Annotated in this window: 17 protein-coding genes and 1 pseudogene; 13 read left to right on the top strand and 5 right to left on the bottom strand. The window is 40.8% G+C overall.

Translation table 11 applies throughout. The features are described from left to right. Positions 1-88: 88 nt before the first annotated feature. Both ACXHJ2_RS20305 and ACXHJ2_RS20300 read right to left on the bottom strand, forming a co-directional pair. Positions 89-940, bottom strand: a complete 852-nt coding sequence (locus ACXHJ2_RS20305; protein ID WP_165084247.1) for an SPL family radical SAM protein — start codon at positions 938-940, stop codon at positions 89-91. 120 nt (positions 941-1060) lie between these two features. Continuing rightward, positions 1061-1501 (bottom strand): YybH family protein, encoded by a 441-nt coding sequence (locus ACXHJ2_RS20300; protein WP_165084249.1) that lies wholly within the window; start codon positions 1499-1501, stop codon positions 1061-1063. A gap of 138 nt (positions 1502-1639) precedes the next feature. Between ACXHJ2_RS20300 and ACXHJ2_RS20295 the strand changes: the two genes are divergently transcribed. From ACXHJ2_RS20295 to ACXHJ2_RS20280, 4 genes and pseudogenes are all read left to right on the top strand, one after another. Further along, positions 1640-2533: an AraC family transcriptional regulator gene (locus ACXHJ2_RS20295; RefSeq protein WP_165084251.1), complete on the top strand. Its 894-nt coding sequence runs from the start codon at positions 1640-1642 to the stop codon at positions 2531-2533. 123 nt (positions 2534-2656) lie between these two features. Beyond that, positions 2657-3985, top strand: a pseudogene (locus ACXHJ2_RS20290) (replication-associated recombination protein A). A 47-nt stretch (positions 3986-4032) separates the two neighbouring features. Next, positions 4033-4380 carry an MmcQ/YjbR family DNA-binding protein gene (locus ACXHJ2_RS20285; RefSeq protein WP_129548661.1) on the top strand — a complete coding sequence of 116 codons (348 nt, stop codon included), beginning with the start codon at positions 4033-4035 and terminating at the stop codon, positions 4378-4380. A 74-nt stretch (positions 4381-4454) separates the two neighbouring features. Beyond that, positions 4455-4874, top strand: a complete 420-nt coding sequence (locus ACXHJ2_RS20280) for a MaoC family dehydratase (protein WP_165084253.1) — start codon at positions 4455-4457, stop codon at positions 4872-4874. 92 nt (positions 4875-4966) lie between these two features. On the opposite strand, the gene ACXHJ2_RS20275 is transcribed toward ACXHJ2_RS20280, so the two are convergent. Both ACXHJ2_RS20275 and ACXHJ2_RS20270 read right to left on the bottom strand, forming a co-directional pair. Further along, on the bottom strand, positions 4967-5095 hold the full coding sequence (locus ACXHJ2_RS20275; RefSeq protein WP_274597503.1) for a hypothetical protein: 129 nt from the start codon (positions 5093-5095) through the stop codon (positions 4967-4969). Between the two features lie 166 nt (positions 5096-5261). After that, positions 5262-5429 carry a site-specific integrase gene (locus tag ACXHJ2_RS20270; RefSeq protein WP_165084255.1) on the bottom strand — a complete coding sequence of 56 codons (168 nt, stop codon included), beginning with the start codon at positions 5427-5429 and terminating at the stop codon, positions 5262-5264. A 523-nt stretch (positions 5430-5952) separates the two neighbouring features. Between ACXHJ2_RS20270 and ACXHJ2_RS20265 the strand changes: the two genes are divergently transcribed. Further along, positions 5953-6552 carry a hypothetical protein gene (locus ACXHJ2_RS20265; RefSeq protein ID WP_058830556.1) on the top strand — a complete coding sequence of 200 codons (600 nt, stop codon included), beginning with the start codon at positions 5953-5955 and terminating at the stop codon, positions 6550-6552. A gap of 167 nt (positions 6553-6719) precedes the next feature. Here the strand turns inward: ACXHJ2_RS20265 and ACXHJ2_RS20260 are convergent, their stop codons facing one another. Next, the gene (locus tag ACXHJ2_RS20260) at positions 6720-7322 is read right to left on the bottom strand and encodes a lysozyme (RefSeq protein WP_058830555.1); all 603 of its coding nucleotides are present in this window, start codon (positions 7320-7322) and stop codon (positions 6720-6722) included. 297 nt (positions 7323-7619) lie between these two features. On the opposite strand from ACXHJ2_RS20260, the gene ACXHJ2_RS20255 reads away from it, so the two are divergent. The 8 genes from ACXHJ2_RS20255 to ACXHJ2_RS20220 all read left to right on the top strand — a co-directional run bounded on the left by ACXHJ2_RS20255 (position 7620) and on the right by ACXHJ2_RS20220 (position 18266). Further along, positions 7620-8039, top strand: a complete 420-nt coding sequence (locus tag ACXHJ2_RS20255; RefSeq protein WP_058830554.1) for a VOC family protein — start codon at positions 7620-7622, stop codon at positions 8037-8039. Between the two features lie 220 nt (positions 8040-8259). After that, a complete protein-coding gene (locus ACXHJ2_RS20250; protein WP_058830553.1) occupies positions 8260-8958 on the top strand; it encodes a response regulator transcription factor in 699 nt (232 codons plus the stop codon). Positions 8959-8960: 2 nt separating this feature from the next. Then, positions 8961-10421, top strand: coding sequence for a sensor histidine kinase (locus ACXHJ2_RS20245; RefSeq protein WP_165084257.1), 1461 nt, complete (start codon positions 8961-8963; stop codon positions 10419-10421). 3 nt (positions 10422-10424) lie between these two features. Then, positions 10425-11570 (top strand): hypothetical protein, encoded by a 1146-nt coding sequence (locus ACXHJ2_RS20240; protein ID WP_165084258.1) that lies wholly within the window; start codon positions 10425-10427, stop codon positions 11568-11570. 183 nt (positions 11571-11753) lie between these two features. After that, positions 11754-13562, top strand: a complete 1809-nt coding sequence (locus ACXHJ2_RS20235; protein WP_165084260.1) for an acyltransferase family protein — start codon at positions 11754-11756, stop codon at positions 13560-13562. Between the two features lie 27 nt (positions 13563-13589). Next, positions 13590-14288, top strand: a complete 699-nt coding sequence (locus ACXHJ2_RS20230; RefSeq protein ID WP_165084262.1) for an SGNH/GDSL hydrolase family protein — start codon at positions 13590-13592, stop codon at positions 14286-14288. Between the two features lie 46 nt (positions 14289-14334). Beyond that, positions 14335-15345, top strand: a complete 1011-nt coding sequence (locus ACXHJ2_RS20225) for an LCP family protein (RefSeq protein ID WP_165084264.1) — start codon at positions 14335-14337, stop codon at positions 15343-15345. Between the two features lie 110 nt (positions 15346-15455). Then, positions 15456-18266, top strand: coding sequence for a M14 family metallopeptidase (locus ACXHJ2_RS20220; RefSeq protein ID WP_165084266.1), 2811 nt, complete (start codon positions 15456-15458; stop codon positions 18264-18266). Positions 18267-18369 lie beyond the last annotated feature (103 nt).

Genomic DNA, 18369 nt, shown 5'->3' with positions numbered 1-18369 from the left:
TAGTTGCTCTTTGTGTATGTAAAACATATTGAGTTTTCATCAATTGAATCTCCTAATAGAGAATATGACTGTCCCATTTTTTTGTAGATTAATCAATTGTACATATTTTCCCCTTTAGAGGATACTCTCTACTAGAAGATAAGAATATAATCTTTTCGTCAAAATATTTATTAAAATAGTTGTTCGTTTTTAAATGAATATCAGGCTGATACCATTTAGAAAACCCATTTCGCTGAAACAACAAAGGCATACCCAATTGCTCGGATCGCTTCCCCTTTAAACCATCTCCAATGTTCAGCGAATCAATATATATTCGATCAACAATCCCCTGTAATCTTTTGGGGAAATCTGGCGTGAAAGGCAAAAGAGGAGAAATGGATGCCTGTGTAGCAATTCCTGCTGCATGGACATTTCTAAGAGCCTTTAAGCGCAGGTTGATCCCTGGAGCTAAAGGTGCAAAAAGTCGCTTTACATCTTCTCGGTCTGTTTCAATAGTCATAGAAACTAATAACTCACAACGTTGTTGTAATTCTAAAAGTATATCGAGGTCTCTAACCACCAGAGGACTTCTTGTTTGGATTTGAAGGAAATCCGGTGGAGATTCAATCATCTCCGTTAATATTTTTCTTGTGATCTCAACCTTACGCTCGATGGGTTGGTATGGATCTGTAGCAGTAGACATGAATATATTGATAGGTTTATTTCTTCGGCGAAGACTATTAATTTCTTTACTATAGTTTTCAACAGCATTAAGTTTAATATCAATCCATTCTCCCCAAGGAATATCTTTATATTTTTGAATGGGCATTTCTCTAACATAGCAATAACTACATCCAAAAGCACAACCACTGAAAGGATTCAAAGAGTGAGTAAATCCAACAGTAGATGCTCCTTTGGTTTCACTCAAAATTTTTTTTGCCATCGTATTATCAATCTGCATGTTAGATACCCCTTCATTTTAAATATTTACGTAAATGAAATTCCGAATGAACAGAAACTCCCTCCACCAGTTCAACTGATAAAGGGAGTTTTCATTAATTATAGTAAAAGGTGTGTGTATTTAGAACGCATCAAGACCCAATATAATCCCAGGATGGCGGACAAAAGACCAATGGGAATGTACTGTACGCCATTCGCCATAAATTAAACGAAAAACTTCAGTAGTATTCCAACATTTTTGAAGTTTTTCTTGTCCATCTTCTCCTGCTACGTAATTGTGTAAATTATAACTCAACACAGCCAAATCACCAGCTTCACTGACAGCGACATCTGGATTGAGATATTCACTCCGAATAATATTAGGATTTTTATAGCGTGACAAAATATGTTCTCTCACCGCTGAATTACCTACAATAAGTTTTTCAGTCACAGGATCGAAGTATGAAATATCATCACTGTAACTATCCAGGTATCCATAGCAGTCTCCTTGATTCCACCGTTCATTATTGGCGCGTTCTATATTCAATACAGTTTCAGCTACTTCTTTGATATTTACACTCATTTTTTTTACTCCTTTTTTTTAGATGTTGGAAATGATATGATCATTTTAGGTCATTCAACACAAACGATAAAGGCAAAACCGGGAAAATAAATGATACTTTTCGGACATTCTACATTTTTAGTATAGGAGGTTTATGTAGTGGTTCGCATATCAAAGCAGAAAAGAAATATAGAACGTCTTAAATATCAACCTGTACTACCTTATCCATACGATGTAGAAATTTTTCGAGTCTCTGATCTTAAACAACGGACACCCAAAGAAAGGATGAGTGTAACTTATAGATATGAATTCTATATGCTTATATGTGTTACTCAAGGTGAGTGTATACAATGGGTCGATTTTGAGCCGATTTCCTGTAGCACAGGAACCTTTCTTGCCATATCCCCAGGTCAAGTTCATAATTTCGGACATGATGAGAATTGGGATGGTTGGATTATTTTGTTTCGTTCGGAGTTTCTTATACCTAACACATCAACATTAAATGAGCTTAAACTAGCTTTTGATTTTGGAAGGCTACCAAGCATTCTAAATTTAAATCATAATGAGTTGCGTCGTAGCATCGCTTCTATCGAACAAATGATCGAAGACTTGTTGATTGAAGGGACAGAAGAAGATATTCATATGTTGTTGCGTTACCAACTCTACGCATTTGTAACTTGGCTCAGTATTCTTCATAAATGCAAACGGATGAATGAAACAATAGATTCTCAAACATCGCTGCGTTTTATAAACTTCCAGAAACTCGTTGAAAAATACTTCGCTAAGTTGAGCCATGTCAGTGAATACGCTACTCGCCTAAACTGCACGGAAAAAACTCTAACTCGAGCAACTATGGCAGCAGTTGGAATAAGTGCAAAGGCTTTCATTTCGGCCCGGATTAATCTTGAAGCAAAACGTCTGTTAATGCATACGGACTATTCTATTAGTGACATTGCGGAAAAACTTAACTTCAAGGAAGCAACCCACTTTAGTAAATTTTTCAAACGTGAAACAGGTTGTACGCCTGCAGAATTTCGACAGCAGCATCTTTGAAATTATTAACTTACTCGAGTGTCTACTACTATATTTCATAATTGAATAAAACACTAATTGTAGTTATATATTAATGTTATCTTATGAACTCTTTTAAAATGCGTTGTTTAAGGAAGTGATTTTATGATCCAAGGATCTTTATTTGATGACGAGTATGATCAGGGGCGGCCTTTAGCAAATCGGGTACGTCCACAAAATTTAGAAGAATTTGTAGGTCAAAAACATTTGCTTGAACCCGGAAAAGTATTACGTGAAATGATTGAGAATGATCAAGTTTCATCTATGATTTTTTGGGGGCCACCAGGAGTGGGAAAGACAACGTTAGCTAAAATAATCGCCAATTAAACCCAATCTAAATTTATTGATTTTAGCGCTGTGACTAGCGGTATCAAAGATATTCGTAGTGTCATGAAAGAAGCTGAAGGAAACAGGCAATTAGGTGAGAAAACACTTTTATTTATTGATGAAATTCATCGTTTTAACAAAGCACAGCAGGATGCCTTTCTGCCTTATGTGGAAAAAGGAAGCATTATATTGATTGGAGCAACAACCGAAAATCCATCGTTTGAAGTGAATTCAGCTTTGCTTTCTCGTAGTAAAGTGTTTGTGCTTCATCCGCTCAATCATGCAGATATTTTAGAGCTATTACAGAAAGCATTAGCGAACCCAAAAGGGTTTAATAATCAATCAATCGAGATCGAAGAAGGCGTTCTATCAGCGATTGCTGAATATTGCGATGGAGATGCCAGAATAGCTTTAAACACACTAGAAATGGCTGTATTACACAGGAAAAAATCAGATGGAGCCATTGTAGTGAATAAAAATGATTTAGTACAAATGTTAAATCGCAAGTCATTATTATATGACAAAAATGGTGAGGAACATTATAACATCATATCTGCTTTGCATAAGGCGATGAGAAATAGTGATGTTAATGCTGCAATTTACTGGTTATCGCGCATGTTGGAGTCCGGAGAAGATCCATTATTTATTGCCCGAAGATTGGTCAGATTTGCAAGTGAAGACATTGGTTTAGCAGATAACCGAGCTTTGGAGATATCGGTAGCTGTCTTCCAGGCTTGTCAGTTTATTGGTATGCCAGAGTGCGATGTACATCTAACCCAAGCTGTCATTTATCTCACCTTGGCCCCGAAGTCCAACGCAGCTTATTTGGCCTATAGAGCTGCCAAAAAAGACGCCCTGCATTCCGTAAATGAACCTGTTCCCTTGCATTTACGAAATGCTCCGACTAAGTTGATGAAAGAACTGAATTACGGGAAAGGTTATAAATATGCCCATGATACACAAGAAAAATTAACAATGATGCAGACCATGCCAGATTCTCTCATCGGACGGGAATATTACCACCCCACTATACAAGGATCTGAAATGAAATTTAAACAACGGATGGAAGAGATTTCAGCATGGTATGCAAGCCACAAAGAAACCTAATTGCGTTTAATGCATAGAAGATCCAATAGAAATCGAGGTAATTCGTCATGACAATAGAAGAAATTATTGAGCATTGCTTATCATATCCAAGTTCATATGAAGATCACCCTTTTGGAGACGGATGGACTGCGATGAGACATCAAGGGAACAAAAAAATTTTCGCCTTGATATACAATCATGATGAGCATCTTTGCGTCAACCTAAAATGCAACCCTGATCATGCTGATTTTTTGCGAAAAGCGTTTGAAGAGGTAAAGCCCGGTTATCACATGAACAAGGAACATTGGAATACAGTAATATTAGATGGTAATCTACCAGAAGATGAAGTTCACGATATGGTGCATCATAGCTTCGAATTGACCAAGCCAAAAAGCTCCAAAAAACATACTAGCTAGAGAATAAATTTCTTATTGATAATTAAATTTTGCGGAAGTCATTATGTAAAAGTATCCGTTTCGAGAGGTGTAATATGAAGTTTAATGAATTCTTTGTAGGGCAGCGGTTCGAGACTGATTCTATAAAAGTAACCAAAGAAAAAATTATAGAATTCGCATCTGAATTTGACCCTCAGTACATGCATTTGGATGAGAAGAAAACTCAGGAAGGCATATTTGGAGGAATTATTGCTTCAGGAATCCAAACATTAGCTCTAACATTTAAACTATGGGTAGAGTGTGGTTTATACGGTGAGGATGTAGTGGCTGGTACTGCTATGGATAATATCCGATTTATGAAACCTGTATACCCTGATGATGAGTTACATGTAGTTGTTGAAGTCATTAATCTAGAAGATAACCGAAAGAATACAGGAATTGTAACTGTGAATTTATCCACTTTTAATCATACGACTCAAAAAATTTTTGAAGGGGACGTAATAATAAAAAAATAACGTATCTTTAAATAAATGAAATTGACGGGATATCCCTCATTCACGTGTTGGGATAATACCAGCGTCGCTGTCACCAAGTGCAAGCGTATGGGTTAGATTGGGAATTTTTTGATAACCTCGTTGTACTTGTTTTGTGTTTCGGTAATGGCGAGCTTTGAATACATTTCTAATGACTTGCGGCTTTCATGGCCGGAGTACGGTTGTATGAGTGCGTCGTCAATTCTCTTCTTTTTCAGCCAGGTTAGTAGGAAGTGGCGTAGTTTATGTGGCGTAAGGTTTTATGTAAGACCGGCTTCTTCCGAATACTTGGCTAAAATTTTCCAAATACCTCGATCCGTATATTTCTTCTTCCACGATGACTCAATAGATACATTGCCTGTTTTTTCTTCATCGCGTCAACATACATGGCCAGTACTTCTTTAAATGACTGCGGGAAAATGGAACAATGCGATCCTTGCAGTCCTTTCCGTTATTAATGCGAATTTGGCAGCAATGAAAATCAATGTCCGTCAGCCGAATATTGATGAGTTCGCTTACCCCGATTGCGGTATACATGAGCGTCTTAACAATCAGTGTCCGAAGGTATAACGACAGGATGATTTCCTGAAATTTTCCAACAAAAAAATGACTTGGGTAGGTTCAATTTGGGCGTATTGTTGTTTGTGATTTAGATAACATAAAGTTAACCTTATTCATAAATAATGTTAATTTTATGTCATTCATCGCTTCAATTGCTCTGATATAATTTCTGCTAGGTAGATGAGTTTTGCTTTCAGGATGTGGGTCAGATAAGCCTACAATGGTTACGCGAGGTGCGAGCGAGCCTCCCAGTAAACAAGTAACAACTCAACCGGAACAAAATACTGAGGCAAAACTGATAAAGGCATCGGAAAATAAAGAAAAAGTATCACCCCATTTGTTATACAGCAGTGAAGGATTACTCGCTGTATGGAAGTAGCTTTTAGCACATGGTGATATAAAAACGATGGAATAGGAGATTTTAATCCATACGGGGATTAATTCAGTTAGCAAGCGAGTAAACATGCGAAAACATAACTTTATAGTAGGAGTGTGAGATATGAAAAAAACATTATTGGCTTGTATTATGATAATGTTGATGCTAGCATCAGCTTGTGGAAATGTTGACACGACATCAAATCCAAATACTTCTAGTGAGCCTAAACCTGAAACGGAAGAGTCTATTATTCCAAAAAACACATCCGAATATTGTACTGTAGAACGTATAAGTCTGGATAGTGAAACTGAAAAATATTTCTATGGAACTTGGAAAGTTGAGAAGCTTTTAGGATTTGCAAATTCATATAATGATGCTTCTGAATATCCAACAGGGCAAAAATTTATTGGAGACGAAATTATAATCAAAAAAGACTTTTTTTCATCAAAAGGACTTAAAAACTATAGTAATTATCAATATGAATTAAAAAATCCATTATATGAGATTACAGCGACATGCCATAACTCTGACTCTTTTTATAGATTATATAAAATAGATATCCCAGACTTAAATATAAATGATGTAGTAAAAGCAATAGATATAAGTGACCCTTCTACAAAACTTAGCATACCTGTAAGTGTAAGTTTTTTTGTTGTTAATAACGATAGGCTTATCTTGTTATCAGAGGCAACTATTTTTGAACTTAAAAAAATTACTGATTAAATGAATTAAGGTTATGTAATAAGTTCTGTGCTAATAAAATAGAAAATATCCAGGAAGGTAAGTATATCCTATAAGCGATTCTGAAAATGCCTGTGAATATAATTTTTTAAACAAGAAAGGTCAGCCTTTAGGCTGACCTTTCTTGTTTATGTCGTATAACGATTAAACTATAGTGTATATACTGGATATTTGTGAGTATACTTCCTTTCTTTACAAAATAAAGTTGCTTCTTCATTTCTTCTTTTTTGTAAATTTCTATCATATGAAAATGCTTTGCTGACTAATTTTGAACAAGTATCAATTTGACTTTGTGAAAGTGGACCAACAAAAGTTGGATATATATGCGCATTGGCAAGCATAGCTTTTACATCATTGGTTTTTAGCACCCCAGGACCTGCATTAAAAGTGAGCGAAACAAGTGCATCAAACTGAGATTGTGAAAATTTATGACCGCTAGGAAGTACCAAGTTATTTACTGCCGCTACAGCACTTGCAGTATCATTAGAAAAAAAAGTATTTGCTTTAGACTGAGAAATTGGTGAAGTATAACCTAAATTTAAAGATTTTGATAGAGCATCAGCTTGTACTTGAGAGAGAAGAGAATCATTTGGATTACCTGTTGTATTCTTAGTATATACTTTAGACTTTGTTATCAAATGTCCCCATCCAACTGTTGGATACCCATAAGGATCTCCATAAAATTTCAAGGAAAATCCCTCATGTTTTTTGATAAGGTTTGCTCCATCTGTGCCTAAAGAAAAATTTGCCATAATAATCACTCCTGAAATTAATATTAGTAGAAGAACAATAAGGAGGAATCATAGACAGAGCACCATTCCCAAGTTTTCTGCAATGCCGTATTGCCTTCACATATATAAAGAGAAATGAGTCTCTTTTTTACAACCACTCTCTAAATTTTATTTCAATTCACTAATATCAAAAGTTTGTATAACCTCAATCATTTTGACATAGAGTTCCTGTTAATCTATAGGAGGAATGAAAATGAAATTTAACAAGTTGTTCTGTGGATAAATGAATTCGAAGATACGAAGGTATTTTACTCCAAATTGAATTATTTAATTGCGGATGATAAGGATGATAATGAATTTACGGTTTATATGGGCTACACGCAAGTGGTCTTCAAAAAGGCGGATGATCGATTCTTAGTGCAGTATGGTAAGCCTTATTATCATATAGCCATCAACATTCCAGAGAATAAATTTACAGAAGCGAAAAAAAGGGTATCTTCTCAAATCAGTCTTATTGAAGAGGATCACGAAGATGAAGTGTTTTTCGATTTCTGGAATTCTCATTCATACTATTTTGAGGACCTGTCAGGAAATATCGTAGAATTCATTGCTAGGCATAATATGAAAAACCAAAAGGATTATCCATTTTCAATGAAGGATTTGATCGGGGTGAGTGAGATCGGTATCGTTTCGAAAAACGTTCCAAATGCAGTGAAAAAGTTAAATGAACTGGGATGAACTTCCTATAAGCAACTTTAGTTTGTTTATCGACTATGGTTGCTTAAGTTTTTATCGAAAAACGCTCATGGTACGGCTTCTTATAACAGAAAAGGTGGGGCTATATGCTGATAGCGGGTATGAGGATTTACAATATACATTTGATTGTTTTTCCCTGATTGATTAATATAATGGGCGATGTCCTAAACCTGTCGTATTAAAAATAGAGATGAGGATTACGATGAATAAAGCAAAGATTCTTATTATTGAAGATGATGCCCCGATTGCCGACTTGCTATCGTACGGACTTTCTATGGAGGGGTTCCAGACATGCACAGCGGCCAGCGGAGCAGCGGGAATGCATGAACTGCAGTCGTTTCAGCCCGATTTGCTGCTGCTGGACTGGATGCTGCCTGACCAGAGCGGCCTAGACATTTGCAAAAAGGTGACTACGAATTATAACATACCGATCTGCATGATTACCGCTAAATCGGATATTACCGATAAAATTCTCGGTCTTGAATTCGGAGCCGATGATTATATTACCAAGCCTTTTGATCTGCGTGAAGTTGTTGCACGCATTCGAACCATTTTACGCAGAGTGGAGCAGGCGAGCAGCCCCGACAGGGAGGAAACAACGAAAGCCGTCATTCGGTTTAAAAACATTGAGGTGATCGAAGAAGAACGACTTGTCCAAAAAGAAGGTCGTCCCGTTGAGCTGACCCCCAAGGAATTTGACCTGCTTATGATGCTGGTTAAACATCCGGGCAAAACTTTTTCACGTTCCGAACTGCTTGATTTGGTATGGGGTTATCATTTTGCTGGAGATACACGTACAGTTGATACGCATATCCAGAGACTCCGCAAAAAGCTGGATGACACCGAATGCATTGCTACCGTCTTCGGAATCGGGTACAAATTTAAAAAAATGGGTGAATAAGCATGATACGCAAAATCAGCATCAAATTTCTGATCGGTTTTTTTCTGATTTTTTCGCTTTCTTTTGTCGTGCTTAATCAGACCGTCAAGGAATTTATCCGAACAAGCAATCAGAACCTGGTTACCTCGGAACTGGTCGGACTGAAAAATAACAGCAATGTTTATGTGCGCCAAGCGTTCCTGATTAACCATTTCAGCAGCAATGAGCTGTATTTTGGAGGAATTGCCAAGGAGATAGCAACTGATCTGAACCATACCACGAACAGCAGTATTGGCGTGTATACGGTGGAAGGCAAATTGCTGTATGCCCCGGACAACTCCCCGTTTCAGCAGCAAATGCAAAGCGATCTGCAGCAGGCGATTGGTGGCAATACAGCGTACAGCATTACTTATGATCGTAATAAGACGACAGTCCTCTTCTCCTACCCGGTTGTTATAGACGGTTCAAAGGTGGGCATACTGCGTTTTTACAAGGATTTCAGCTCACTTTACGAACAAACCGGACAGATTCGGGAGATTACCCTCTATATGGCCCTAGCGATTTTTGCGGCAGCCTTTCTGTTTTCCTATATTCTTTCCAGGCATATTACCATCCCGCTGACCAGATTGACGCAAGCATCCACCGAGGTGAAAAACGGGAATCTGGATATCCGTCTTCATTTTAAACGCAAGGATGAAATTGGCCGATTAGCTGAGAATTATAACGATATGATTGATCAAATCAGTAGACAGATCCATATTATTGAGAAGGACCGGGACCATTTGAAGCAGCTTCACCAGCAGGAAAAGCGCTTTTTTGACAATATTACTCACGAACTGAAAACGCCATTAACCTCAATTCTGGGATATGCGGAGTTGATCAGGCTGAACGGTGAGAAAGACCGTGCTTTTTTTGACAAAGGAATGAATCATATTATCGAGGAGAGCAGGCGCCTGCATGCGATGGTGCTAAAACTGCTGGAAGTCTCACGCAAAAATATCATGCTCAAGGAGCTTGATCGGGTGGATATTGGGTTAATCCTGCAGGATGTGTGTGAATCGATGATGATCCGAGCGCAGCGCTATAAAAAGACCATTGAATATGAGATCAATGAGGAATTGTTCATGTTGGCTGATGGGGACAGAATTAGACAGATGTTCATCAATTTGATAGATAATGCGATTAAATATAGTTTGCCGTTTTCGGCAGTATCTGTAAAAGCAGTACGGGCAGAAGAAAAGATCCGCCTGATCTTCAGAAATCCAAGCGATCCGATTGAGGCAGAACATCTGTCACGCCTGTTACAGCCATTTTATCTGGCTCATTCCGACAGCGCAGAAGAAGGTAGTGTAGGATTGGGGCTTAGCATTGTGAAATCCATCGTTGAAGAATTTGCGGGTTCCATCATGATTACCAACGAGCAAAATGAAACCATCGTTACGGTGGAATTTGATGCTCTGGAAACCGCACGGAACGGAGAATAAATAATGGGCAATAAATATAAACATTTTGTAATGCTTGTGGTCGTATCTCTCGTAGTATTTTTGCTGTCAGCATGCGTTTCAGAACCAAAAACAGAGACCGTTGTCATCGCCGATAGTAATGAAGTTTCCAATGCCGATCAAAGCTCTCGTCCGTTTCAGGTCCAAAAAATATATCGGCTTCCTGAGCGTTTTGCAAATAGTGGTCAACTGCTGGGCTGGTCGTCTGGAGATGCCGTCATCGCATCGTTCGGAGCCATGACCATACTGAAGCGAGGTACGTTGGAACGTTTAACTTATCCGTATGAGCAGAGCAAGGTCATATCCGGAATCGGCAAGGTAACTTCCAATACGATACTTTCTCCCGATGGGAAATATATTTGCGAAGTTTCCCCTTCTTCCTTGGAGACAACCTTAAAGCTTATTTCCTTGCAGGATGGAAAGGAAAGGGAAATAGACAGGATCAGCACCAGGAACGAGTCTTATGTACAATATGTTTCCTGGTCGGCTAACAGTTCGTATATCGTCTACCTGGTAGAAAATCTGGTTGATAACGGAGCTGATAGCCTATATATCTACGATATGGGGTCTCAAACTTCTGGAAAATATCAGTTAAAAGGCATCATAAAAGAAGACTCGCTTTTGAGTGTTAACATTGCTAATGATGGCCGCAGCGTACTGCTGCAGTTATTTCGTACAAAAGAAGGTCTGAAAAAGGTGCTAACCATGGGGAAAGTTTCCGGGAAGAATATTGAATTTCAATATGAACGTCAGATTGGTGGAGATTCAGTAGCCTGGATGAATAACGACCAGTTTGTGTTTCTCGGAACGGATAGTTCATTGTACGAATATGATCAGCGAAACGGCGAACTCTCCGTCATTCTGGAAAAAGTGTTTGATTTTGAATTCTCGCCTGACAGGAAAAATATCGCATACACGGTGTATGATCAAAATGTCACTTACGTAGGCAAGGTGCAAGGAAGAAATATACTGTACAACGAACCGGTGTATCGCGGAATTGTGCCGACGCATATGTACTGGAATCCGAACAATAAAAGTGTACTGCTTCAAGGACAAAAACAGTTGGATTCCTCGCAGACTGCACCAACAGATTCTCCTAGCGAGGAGTCATTGATCATTGAATTGAAATAGCGATGGTGCTCGCCCTATTTGTATATGTCAAAAACCTTATTTCGGTTGTCAGCCGGAATAAGGTTTTTCTTTTTGCAACCGTTGTGACAATTTGTTTACATGTTGATCAAACTTTCGCGACATCTTTTTTCTATAGTAAATGAAGCAAGATCATTAACCTATAAGGACAAGGAATGGACCATAGTGAATGGAAACCGGAATCTGCATCTGAATCAACCCATAAAACGTTATATGACCGGTCTGGATGGGCTAAGGGCCATCTCCGTGCTTGCTGTTATTGCTTATCATCTTCATTTCAGATGGGCAGAGGGTGGGCTGCTGGGGGTGGAGATTTTCTTCGTCCTGTCAGGATATCTGATTACGGATCAGATCCTTTATGAATGGAGGACACGCAACGGTTTTTCCATTGTGCGGTTCTGGATAAGACGAACGCGCAGACTACTGCCGGCGATGATCTTTATGCTGACTGCAGTGGCATTGTGGCTTTTAATTACCGATTTTTCCAGACTGCAGGCATTAGAAGGCCATTTTGTATCCTCGCTTTTTTACGTAAACAACTGGTATCTCATTTTTCATCATGTTTCATATTTTGAGAGCTTTGGCCCGCCTTCTCCAATCGGGCACCTCTGGTCGCTTTCCATTGAGGAACAGTTTTACGTCATCTGGCCGCTTGTTCTGCTAATCGGTCTGTGCCTTGCACCGCGACGAGGCAGATTGATGTTATACATTCTGGGTTGCGCTGTCGTATCCGCTATAGCAATGGCCGTTATATACGAACCCGGAACAGATCCGAGCAGGGTGTATTACGGGACGGACACACGGGCGTCTGCCATTTTGATCGGAGCGGCTCTGGCGGTAATCTGGCCCAGCTGGAGACTGAGCGGCAATGTATCTTTTTCGGCCCGGATCATGCTGGATATGACTGGCGTGCTGGGCATTGTAATGCTGTTTATCCTGATCGGTCAGACCAACCAGTTTGATGATTCGCTATATCGCGGCGGTTTTCTTTATTTATCACTCATTACTGCGGTTGTTATTGCTGTACTGGTTCATCCGGCCAATCGATTGGAACGATTGCTCGGCTGCCGGCCTCTAAGCTGGATCGGTAAGCGATCTTACAGTCTGTATATATGGCATTATCCGGTCATTATTTTATCAAGTCCCGCGGTAAGTACCGAAGATGCCAGCTATATGCGCATTGCTCTGCAGGTAACGGTCAGTTTCATAATGGCGGGTCTTTCCTACAGATACATCGAAGAGCCCATCCGCCGCGGGACTTTTTGGACCGGCCTAAAATCCCTCCGCAGGTCAGGCGCTGGCAGCCAGTCAGGCCTTGTCGTAATTGTTATCGCCATCGTTCTGATTCTGGCATTATGGAGGACGGATTCACCAGATCCCGAGCCTGTACCTGATGCGACAGCAGCTGTAAGCCAGGAACCCGTCCAGACGGAAGAGCTGCAATTCGGCCATTCTGATGAAAATCCTTCTGCTGAAAGTACAGGCCATTCCGCAGAAGGAGAGGGGGTCACGGCGATCGGAGATTCCGTCATTTTGGATGCTGCCCCGTTTCTGGAAAAGCAGCTCCCCGGTATGACCATTGACGGCAAGGTGGGTCGGCAAATGTCGCAGGCCGGGGATGTGCTTGATGACCTGCGGGCACAGGGCAAGCTTGGCCATAAAATTATTATTGAACTCGGCACCAACGGCGTGTTTAACCAGAGTCAACTGAAGTCCTTGCTGGCTTCACTGCAGGATTCCAGGCAAATTTATCTGATAACGACCAGAGTACCGAGAGGGTGGCAGGATACCGTAAATGACAATCTGCGTGAAATTGCTGGTGAATTCCAAAATGTCCGGCTTATCGACTGGTATTCGGCCAGCGAAAACCGCAACGATCTGTTTTATGGCGATGGTGTTCATCTGAAACCGGAAGGAGCTCAGTATTATGCCTCGTTTTTGATTGATGCTATCAAACAGGATAAAACCTACTAGCATGTTAAAGGAAAGGATGAACCAGGTATGAACAAAAAAAATGTCGGGATAGTGAGGGCATTATGGGGTTTTATGATTCTCCTTATCGTCATAGGTGCCATAGGTCTCCATATGCACGCAAAGCAAAATTCAGATGATAACGAACCACGCGGCAAGGATTCTCCTCTATACAATCTTGATGCGATGCAGCCTGCTGCACAAAAGCCTGGGGCTTCCAGTACCAGCGGAGAACAAGCTCAACCCTCCGTGTCCTTAAACGGCGAGGGCGTCACGATGATTGGAGATTCGGTTACGGTCGGAATTGAGCCTTATTTAAAAGAGCAGCTTCCGAATATGACGGTAGACGGCAAGGTTGGCCGGCAGATGTCTCAAGCTGTAAAAGTCATTAATGAATTGGCCGCCCAAGGCAAACTGGGAGACCAGGTCATTATCGAACTCGGCACCAACGGTCCGTTTAGCAAAGACCAACTGCACGACGTACTGCAATCCCTTTCTGGAGCCAGACAGGTAATCTTGGTCACCACCCGGGTTCCGAAAGGATGGCAAAACACGGTGAATGACACGATTGCACAGGTCGCCGATGAGTTTAGCAACGTCAGCGTGATGGACTGGTATTCAGCCAGTGTAGGCAAAGATGAATACTTTTATAAAGATGGCGTCCATTTAAAACCAGATGGTAGCCGATATTACACTTCACTCCTCGTAGCAGCCTTGCAAAAATCTTAAATACAGAAGGGACAGGCGCGTTCATCATCTGGAAAGGAAGAATGATATGACACAGAGGAAAAAGAGGATATTGCTTGTAACATTGTTACTTGTGGTCGCTGCTGTAAGCTTTATCTTTTATTATTTCTTTTCGATTTACAAAGGGCTGGAAGGATTTAATAAGGCTCCGGCAAACTCCCCGTTCATTAATGTAAGCACCGATAATACCGAAGCTCTGGAAACTCCAGAATGGGAGGGAACCGAGCCTGTCAATATTTTGCTGATGGGTGTGGATGCCCGTGGAAGCGCCAAGGGCGAGGTACCCAGATCCGACAGCATGATGGTCGTTTCGTTGAATCCTACCGATAAGCATATCCATGTGTTTTCGATTTTGCGTGACACCTATACGGATATTCCCGGATACGGCAAAAACCGAATCAACACCGCTGTTACGCATGGGCCGGATACGGCGATGAAAGCAGTCAGCGAATTGCTGGGGGTGCCTGTTCATTTTTATGTATATACCGATTTCCAGGGGTTTATTAAACTCGTGGACTCTGTAGGCGGACTCGATTTTTATGTCGAAAAGGATATGTACTATGAAAGCAAGGCCGATCTGCATGAGTACGATATTAATTTAAAGCAGGGACAGCAGCATTTCAACGGCAAAACGGCGCTTCAATATGTCCGTTTTCGTCATGATGCCATGTCCGATTATTCTAGAACAGAAAGACAGCGCCAATTTATTACGGCATTAGCCGAGAAGGTGAAAACAACGACTTCCATTATGAAGCTCCCTTCTATTCTAGAGGAAATCAGTCCGTATATCGATACCAATTTGTCAGTCTCCGATATGTGGAATTTGGCTTCAGTAGGGTATCAAAGTACATTAAACGGAAATGAACAAATACCGCCAATGAAGCTATTAAAAGAAACTTATGTTGGTAAAGCGGCTGTTCTGGATGTAAAAAGTCGAACGGATTTGAAGCAATTTGTGCAAAGTATCATAAATTCCGACGCCTCAAATTCGATTACAGACAATTCTTCGGGGCAGAAGCAGAAAACAGAATTTGAATAGGATTGAACAATAAATAAAATCATAATTTGCCGGATAGTAGTCTGTAAGTGCTCTTGGTAAATAAAGAAGAGCATAACATGATCTTCCGGTTATCTATAGGGGGAAAAAGAATGGGTACAAAACAGATCGTAAGGTTCTGCTTGGCATTAACTATATCCGCCGCCATGCTTCTGGAGATCACTGCTCCGCACATGGCTATGGCTGATGCTGCGCAACGTGCAAAAAGCATGTTGTTGAACGATAAGAGTCAACCAACAAAAGCAATTTCAACGCAGGTTAAAAATACCCCAACATTGAAATTGGATAACCATGTGGCATCCATGACGAAGAAAAGAACCATTAAAGCTACATTTAAGCTTCTGAAGGGTACTGATATAAAGAAAATAAGCTGGACATATGGTGGCAAGCCATTATCGGAATGGAAATCGTACAAGGATCACGCTTATAATGGCGCCCCCTTTATCACTGTTACTCAGGTCAAAGCAGACAACGGAGAAGCCACTGCCAATATCAATTTCGATCTTACTTACGGTACGGATAATCTTGCCGAACCGAGTCTGCAGCGTCCACTGTACGCCTCGTTGATGGGAACCTATGAACTAGCTGCTGCCGTCAACGGCAAAATCGTTGCCCAGGCCCCCATTAAGTTGGTCCCCTACGACAGCTTCCGTACGTATGATGAACTGAAGCCGGAGATTGATGCGATTACGGCACAGGCAGCTCAAAAAAACAACAGATACATTAAAACGATGTCGATCGGCAAATCCGTTGAAGGTCGCGATATTTATATGACTGTGGTTGCCAAAGATCAAGCAACGATTGACAAATATCAGAATGTAACTCATCCTGCCATGCTGAATCATCCTGCAAAGCTGGAGGACGATATCCAATCCGGTGCATTCGGAGATTATCAAGTGCCCATCTGGATCAACAATATTCATCCAAATGAAGCGCCGGGCTTTGATGCGATTATCAATTATTTTAAGACCATGGCCCTCGATAAAAGTGTTACGTACAAGACTACCTCGTCCAATGGAAAATTGAGTACGGTAAATTTGAACATGGACGATGCGCTTGATCATGTGTTTTTTCTGTTCCTGTATACGGAAAACCCGGATGGAAGGGTTCATACCGAACGTTCTAATGCTGAATATTTTGACTTGAATCGGGATAATTCATATCAAACCCAGCCTGAAACACGCAGTATCACAGAGCAAATCGCCAAGTGGTCGCCCATTTCTTTCCTAGATCTGCATGGGTTTGATAAGAATTTTCTGATTGAGCCTACCACACCGCCTCACGATCCGAATGTTGAATACGATCTGCTTATGGATAACATGGTAGAACAGGCAAAAGTCATGGGTGAAGCAGGGATCGCAAACACGAGATATGATTACTACCATATTCCTTATGAAGAACATCGGAAAACGGTTGAAAATCCTAAATATGTTTCCAAGGGAACTGCTTCGGGATGGGACGATGCGACTCCAGCGTATACAGCCGTCTTCGCCATGCACCATGGTGCAATGGGACATACGCTGGAAACACCTGAATCGAATGAAGAGTCGACCAAAGCATTGTATTATAGTGTCGCTGCAGCAACCGATTATGTTATGCAAAAGAAAGAAAAGTTATTTTTGAATCAGTTAAAAGTATATGAACGTGGAGTTAATAATATCGATGATCATGCCGTAGATCGGTATCTAGTCAATGCAAAAAATCAAGTCATTGGTCGCCCCCGTCACGGTAATGAGAATTTTTTTCCTGAGTATTACGTTTTGCCGACCGATAAAAGTCTTCAAAAAAATCCGCTGGAAGCCTATCGGATGATTGAGTATCTTATCCGCAATGGAGTAACGGTTGAACGCTCGACAGAGGCTGTAAGTACTGCTGGCAAGACCTACCCCGCGGGTTCATTTATCATAAATATGCACCAGGCTGAGCGCGGCATTGCAAACATGGTTTTATATGATGGTATTAACGTCTCGGATTATGCTTCCGTAGCTGGCGAGATTGTGCAGGACTTTCCCGTCATGCGAGGATTTGAACGTGATGTGATTAGAGAAGCCGGCGTGTTTGCGGGCAAAACTTCTCCGGTGACTTCCGTATCGATCCCGGCCACACCAATGCCGAATCATTCTGCCTATGTGTTAATCCGAAACACCAATAACGATGCCATCAAAACGGTTAATGAATTGCTTAAAGCCGGCAAAGTGGTTACGATGCTATCCAAAAGCGGAACAGGGTATGAAGCGGGTGATTTTGCAGTCGTCTATGATGATCTGAACCCGCTGGCCTCGAAATACTATCTTGATGTCACGGCATTCGGCAATAACAAACCCGTTGGTAAAGTTCTTAAACCTTCTACGGTAGCCGCTCTCGGCGAATCGGCTTATGTGCTCAAAAATCTCGGTTTTAAAGTGACCGATGATCAGCAGCATGCCGATGTGTTGGTGAATACATTCGATTCCGATAAACTTGTCGAGAAAGGGAAACCATACATTGCTTATGGAAATATGGGGATGGGTAACGTGAAAAACTGGATTCCTCAATTTGCGTTTGCTGGACCGACATGGGAAAGATACGAAGGGGTCTTCCTAGCGAATGTCAAACAGGATCATGTGATTACAGCCCCTTACGATAACGAAGAATACTTCTACACCGTTACAGGTTCTTACATTACGAAACTACCTAAAGCTGCAAAAATTCTTGCAACCATTAGTAATAAAGAAAACTTCTTCAAAGCGGGCTGGTGGCCAGGTCACGATGCTGCAAGAGGAAAGATTATGGCCTTCACCTATAAGGAAAACAAAAAGAATATTACTGTTTTCTCTAACGATCTAACCAATGGCGCTCATTCGCAGCAACAATTCCGTTTGCTGGCCAATTCCATTTTTAATGCTGTTCCCAGCAAATCCTAAGTAATTTTGCAAACAGCCTTATTCCAGTGATCAACTGTGAATAAGGCTATTTTCGCGATAAAACGGTTTCGCCTACTGTGACATTTTGTTTACAACTTGATCA

This window comes from Paenibacillus sp. ALE3, assembly GCF_054113405.1.
The sequence above is the reverse complement of the archived record's forward strand: the minus strand, read 5'-3'. Positions and strand labels throughout refer to the sequence as shown.